6 protein-coding genes and 1 pseudogene are annotated in these 5605 nt (G+C 73.1%); 2 read left to right on the forward strand and 5 right to left on the reverse strand.

What is annotated here, in order from left to right; all coding sequences use genetic code 11:
* Positions 1 to 279 (forward strand): annotated as a pseudogene (locus tag AB0M20_RS24210) (hypothetical protein); the annotation flags it as partial.
* A gap of 55 nt (positions 280 to 334) precedes the next feature.
* Entirely contained in the window at positions 335 to 949 is a 615-nt protein-coding gene (locus AB0M20_RS24215; protein ID WP_364301748.1) for a hypothetical protein, read from the forward strand.
* Positions 950 to 978: 29 nt separating this feature from the next.
* Here AB0M20_RS24215 and AB0M20_RS24220 read toward each other — a convergent pair whose 3' ends face one another.
* From AB0M20_RS24220 to AB0M20_RS24240, 5 genes are all read right to left on the reverse strand, one after another.
* Entirely contained in the window at positions 979 to 1512 is a 534-nt protein-coding gene (locus AB0M20_RS24220) for a hypothetical protein (protein WP_364301750.1), read from the reverse strand.
* 22 nt (positions 1513 to 1534) lie between these two features.
* Positions 1535 to 2407 (reverse strand): LysR family transcriptional regulator, encoded by an 873-nt coding sequence (locus tag AB0M20_RS24225; protein WP_364301752.1) that lies wholly within the window; start codon positions 2405 to 2407, stop codon positions 1535 to 1537.
* A gap of 65 nt (positions 2408 to 2472) precedes the next feature.
* Positions 2473 to 3147, reverse strand: a complete 675-nt coding sequence (locus AB0M20_RS24230; RefSeq protein WP_364301755.1) for an ABC transporter ATP-binding protein — start codon at positions 3145 to 3147, stop codon at positions 2473 to 2475.
* Positions 3140 to 4069, reverse strand: a complete 930-nt coding sequence (locus AB0M20_RS24235) for an ABC transporter ATP-binding protein (RefSeq protein ID WP_364301757.1) — start codon at positions 4067 to 4069, stop codon at positions 3140 to 3142. The genes AB0M20_RS24230 and AB0M20_RS24235 overlap by 8 nt, the downstream gene beginning before the upstream one ends.
* On the reverse strand, positions 4066 to 5605 hold a 1540-nt coding region (locus AB0M20_RS24240; RefSeq protein WP_364301759.1), incomplete at its 5' end, for an FtsX-like permease family protein. The genes AB0M20_RS24235 and AB0M20_RS24240, both read right to left, overlap by 4 nt.

Here is a 5605-nt window from a genome sequence, read left to right on the forward strand (position 1 = left end):
GGATCCATCCTCTTCGTCAACGGCGGCAGCGGCGCGCGTCCGAACCCGAAGGTCGCCGGCACCTCGATCGCGTTCGCCGGCGAGGGCGCCTACGCCTTCATGCTCCACGACACCCTCGCCGGCCAGGACATCCACGTCGCGCAGATGATCGTGCCGGGCGCCATCCAGCCCGGACATCCCACCTACGACCCGGCCGTCCTGGCCGACCTGCTCTGGCAGGCTCACGTGGGACGCGACGCCTTCCGGATCTTCGCCGAACCGATGCCGGGCACACCCTGAGAAGATCAGGCACCGTGCAGAGCGGCCGGCGCCTCGCCCATGCTTAGGTGATGGCGTGAACGTCTACGCGCCCCCAGGCCCGAGCGCGTGGACCGGCGTGATCATCTCGGCGTGCGCCTTACTCTTCACGGTCGTGTCGTTCTGGTGGCTCCAGGCGCGCCGGGGCCGGCTTCGGAGCTTTCCGCCGCAGACCTACGCCGGCGTGTTCACGACCGAGCGGGTCCAGTTCAACTTCCCGGTCGTGCTGCACAACACCGGCCCCGCCCCGATCGTCGTCCTGGCGTTCCGATTGCGGATCGACAAGACCGTGGAGCAGTACGCCGCGACGCAGGCCGCTGAGCACGACGAGAAGGCAGTGCTGCCGGTTCACATGTCGTGGCAGGCCACCCAGTCGCATCTGCACCAGGCCGGAGTGCGCGGTGAGCAGACGTTGCCGGCTCCGTTCCCCGTCGAGGGCAGGTCGGCGGTCGAGCGGTTCATCGAGTTGGGCATGGCGGATCCGCCGTTGCTGTTCGAGAACGGCCCCTACACAGCCGACATCGAGGTGAAGCTCGCCGACCGCCGGTCATGGCGCCCGCTGGTCTCGTTCCCGCTCCACACCGAACTCACCCAGGCGGACGGCCGCGACCGCTACCGGACCTGGACGAACGATCCCGGCTGGAGGCCTTGATGCCCCGGTCGTCCGGAACCGCACGACGGCTAGGAGCCCCAGCCCGGCAATAATGGCGGGAGGTCGCTGAGTGCCCGTGCCGGCGGTTGCGGTGGGTCATCCTCGCCGTCGTCGTCATTCCAGCGCCGGCCGTACTGGTCGGGCAGGTCGCCCCATCCCCAGTACGCCGCGGGGACGTCCGGCTCGTCGCCGATCTCGTCGAGCGGATCGATGCGCTGCGGGGCGACCGTGCACAGATGGGCCCAGTCATCGCCGAGGTCGAACACGTACGCGAACTGCTCGCCCGGCTGAAGGCGGCTCAACCTGGCACCGGCGTCGTCGATCGTGCCATCCGGTGCGTCCCCGTCGAAGAATCTGGTCGGGGCCACATTCGTGCCGTCGGCGAGGGTGAACTGGTGCAGGTGGGAGAGGTCCCACCGGGCGAAGCCCACGTTCACGGCGGCGGCCAGCTGGGCGAAGCTGTGCGACCGCGACGCGGCGAAGATCCGACCAGGTCTCGGCCACAGAAGCTCGCCACGCCCGGACACCAACTCGACCTGAATGGAGAGCCACGTACGCGCCATGTCGGTGATTCTGCCAATGGCGTTACCTGAGCGTGGCGGCGGCGTCGATGAGGGCGTTCAGCAGCGCCGTGGTGGCCGGTGGGTCGGGTGGTTCGCCGTAGGTGGCGGCGTAGATCCGGCGCGGTGGCGTGGCAAGCCGGGCGGCGGTGATCGCCGGGTGCTGGTGGGCGCGCAGGGCGAGGCCCGGGATGGTGGTCACGCCCATGCCGGCGGCGACCAGGCTCTGCATGACGACCATGTCGTCGGTGGTGTACGCCAGGGTGGGGGAGAAGCCGGCGGCCTGGCACATCTCGACCAGGTGGCTGCGGCAGCGTTCGCAGCCGGCGATCCACGGCGTGCCGGCGTGGTCGGCAAGCGTGGTCCCGCCGCCGGTGGTGAGCAGATAGAGCGGGTCGTCGAGCAGGTGGGTCAGCCGGACGTCGTCGTCCTCGGGAATGGTGTCCTCGTAGCGGAAGATGACCGCGACATCAGCATGACCGGCCCGCAGTTGCTGCAGTGCCTCGTCCGGATGGGTGTCGGTCAGGCCGAGCCGCAGGCCGGGATGCTGCTGGGCGAGGACGGCGCCGGCCTGCGGGACCAGTGAGCTCATGACGGAGCTGAAGCCGGCCAGCCGCACCCGTCCCGCGTTCAGCCCGACCAGGGTCGAGAGCTCGGTCGTGGCGGAGTCGACCCGGCCGATGATCTCGGCGGCGCGCTCGGAGAGAAGCCGGCCCGCCGGGGTGAGCCGGATCCCGCGGCCGACCCGCTGGACCAACTGGGCCCCGAGCTGACTCTCCAGTCTGGACAGATGATGGCTGATCGACGGCTGGGTGTACTGCAACTCCTTGGCGGCGGCGGTGACCGACCTGTGGCGGCGGACGGCGTCGATCACACGCAGCTGGATGAGGGTCACCATTCATAGATTCTAGGCATGGGAAACCGCCGGCACCGGCCCTGGATCTCTTGATCGGTGGGGCCGGATCAGGACGCCAGGGCACCGTCTCGCAGGGTCAGGACCCGGTCGGCCTGCTCGATCAGGGTGGTGTCGTGGGTGGCGACCAACGCAGTCGTCCCGCGGGCGGTCACCACCGCCCGCAGCAGCTCCATGATCGAGCGGGCGGTCTCGGCGTCGAGCTGGCCGGTGGGCTCGTCGGCGATCAGCACCTGCGGGTCGTTGGCCAGCGCGCGGGCCACCGCGACACGCTGCTGCTGGCCGCCGGAGAGCTCGTACGGCCGCTGCGCCGCGTGCGCGCCCAGGCCGACCAGCTCGAGCAGCATCGCGACGCGCTCCTCGCGTTCGGCCGCCGGGCGCCGGGTCAGGCGCATCGGCACGCCGATGTTCTCCGCGGCGGACAGGATCGGGATCAGCCCGAACGACTGGAAGACGAAGCCGACCGTGTCGCGGCGCAGCGCGCGCAACTCCCGGTCGGAGGCGGCGGTGACGTCGTGGCCGGCCACCGTCACCCGGCCGGCGGTCGGGCGGTCCAGGCCGCCGATCAGGTTGAGCAGCGTGGTCTTGCCGGCGCCGGGGCGGCCGCGGACGGCGACCAGCTCACCGTGGGCGGCGGTGAACGACACCCCGCGCACCGCGTGCACGTTGCCGAAGTCGCGGACGAGGCCGGTGACCTCGATGACCGGGGGAGTCGCCTCACTCATCGGAATCCTCTCCGGGCCGGACCGCCACATGGTCGGACTCCAGCGTCAGCCGCACCCGGTCGCGCAGGGTCAGCGCCTCGACGAACCGCGCCGGCAGTTGCATCCGGCCGGCCCGGTCCAGCACGGCGTACTCGTGCGAAACCTGGCCGGCGCCGGCCCGGCGTACCTCGGTGGCGATCCGGCCGTCGCGGATCGCGACCGCTCGATGCACCTCATCGACCACCTGGTGGTCGTGGGTGACCACCACGACGGTGACGCCGAGCTCGGCGTTGACCGTGCGCAGCGCCGCGAAGATCTCCGCCGCGGTGGCCTCGTCCAGCTCGCCGGTGGGCTCGTCGGCGAACAGCACCTCCGGATCGTTGGCCAGCGCCACCGCGACCGCGCACCGCTGGCGTTCGCCGCCGCTCAGCTCGCCGGGCAGCCGGTCGGCCGGACCGCCCAGGCCCACCAGGTCGAGCAGCTTGATTGCCTGCGCGCGGGCGGTGCGGCGGCCGCGGCGGGCCAGCCGGACCGGGAGCTCGATGTTCTCCCGTGCGGTCAGATACGGGAAGAGGTTGCGGGCGGTCTGCTGCCACATGAAGCCGACCGTGCGGCGCCGGTAGGCGAGCCGGTCCGCGGCCGACATGGCGAGCAGGTCGAAGCCGGCCACCCGGGCCACTCCGGCGGTGGGCACGTCCAGGCCGGACAGGATGTTGAGTACGGTCGACTTCCCGGAGCCGGACGCGCCGACGACCGCCAGCAGCTCGCCGCGGTCCACCACCAGGTCCAGGCCCTGCAGGGCGACCACCTCGACCCCGTCGGTCTGATAGATGCGCACCAGGCCGTCGCAGACGATGTGCCCGGCCAGCCGGTCGGCGCCCCCGGCGCGGGCGATCGCCCGCTCGGTGGCGCGCCGCTCCAGCTCGGCGAGATGGTCACTCATGGGTTCTCCTCTGCGCTGCGCAGGGTCACGGTACGACGGGTGGCGGCGCTCTCCACCAGCAGCGCCACGACGACGGCCGGCACCGTCGCGGCGAGCACCACGGCGGCCAGCAGCAAGTCGGGCTGCGGGCGTGCGGGGATGCCCGCGGTGAACACCGACAGCCCCAGCGCCGGCCCGATCAGCGCGGGCAGCGCGGCACCGGCCAGCCCACCGGCCAGCACGGCCAGCCCGGTCAGCGGCAGCAGCTCGCCGAGCAGCAGGCCGCGCTCCTGCGCCGGGGACAGGCCGAGCAGCCGCAGTCTGGTCAGTGTCACGGCCCGGCCCGGGGCGCCGGCCAGCACCGCGAGCGCGACGGTCAGCAGCGCCAGGACCAGCGATCCGGCGGCGCCGGCGGCGAAGGTCACGGCCAGCACCCGGTTGACGCTGGTGTCCTCGAGCGTCGCCCGGTACGCCGTGCGGGTGGTCACCGTGGTCGGCTGCAGCCGCCACTCGGGGGGCGCCCGCCCGGTGGACCGCGTCAGGTCGTCGCGCTGGGCGGCCGCGCCGGCGTCGCGCAGGGCGGCCGGGTCGGCGCCCGTGCCGGCGACGGTGATCCGGTTGAACCGCAACGTCTGCCCGACGGGGACCGGGATCGCCGGGGCCGACAGCACCATGACCCGCCCGATCCCGGGCGCGACGCCGGGAATCTCGGCGTCCACCGCGGCGACCCGGATCGGGAACCGGTTGCCCTGCACTTCGACGGTCCAGCCGGCGGCGATCTCGGCGGCCAGGTCGGGCGTCACCAGCGCCGGGACGATGCCGTCCCCGGAGGGTTTGGTCAGCGCGGACGGCAGGCGCAGGCCGCTGCAGCTCAGCTCCAGCACTCGCTGGGTGGCGGCCCCGTCGACGATCTGCACGGTGATCCCGGGCCAGCCGCGGCCGCGGGCGTCGGCCAGCGCACCCGAGCCCGTCCACAGCGGCGCCGCAGCTTTCACCCCCGGCATCGCGGCCACCCGGTCGGCGGTGCCCCGCGTGAACCCGACGCCGGCGATCAGCGCGTCGCCCGGAACGGTCCGGTCCGCGGCGCGGTCCCGGGCGGTGTCCACGGTGGTCGCCACGGTGGCGGTGAACACGCCGGTCGCCACCGTCACCACGAGGACGGCCAGTGGCCCGATCCGGGCCGCCGCGCCGCGCCCGGCGCCGGCCAGGCCGAGGAACGTCACGACGCCGCGCCCCCGGGCGGCGAGCCGTCCGGCCAGCCGCAGCGGCACGGGCACCACCCGCAGGACCACGAGCGCGACCGCGACGGCCACCAGCACGGGCACCACGACCAGATACGGGTCGACACCACCGAAGGGAGCCAGCCCGCGGCGGCGCACCAGTACGACCCCCAGCACGGCCAGCAGCACGACCACCGCCTCGACCATGTGGCGGCGGGCCGATGGGCGGATGCCGGTCAGGTCGTCGCGCCGGGTGGCGAACGCCTGATGGCGTTGCGTGAGAACGGCCATCACCGGCGTGGCCAGCGTCGCCACCGCGGCCACCGCGAGCAGCGCC

It is taken from the genome of Actinoplanes sp. NPDC051633 (assembly GCF_040681735.1).
Taxonomy (GTDB): Bacteria; Actinomycetota; Actinomycetes; order Mycobacteriales; family Micromonosporaceae; genus Actinoplanes.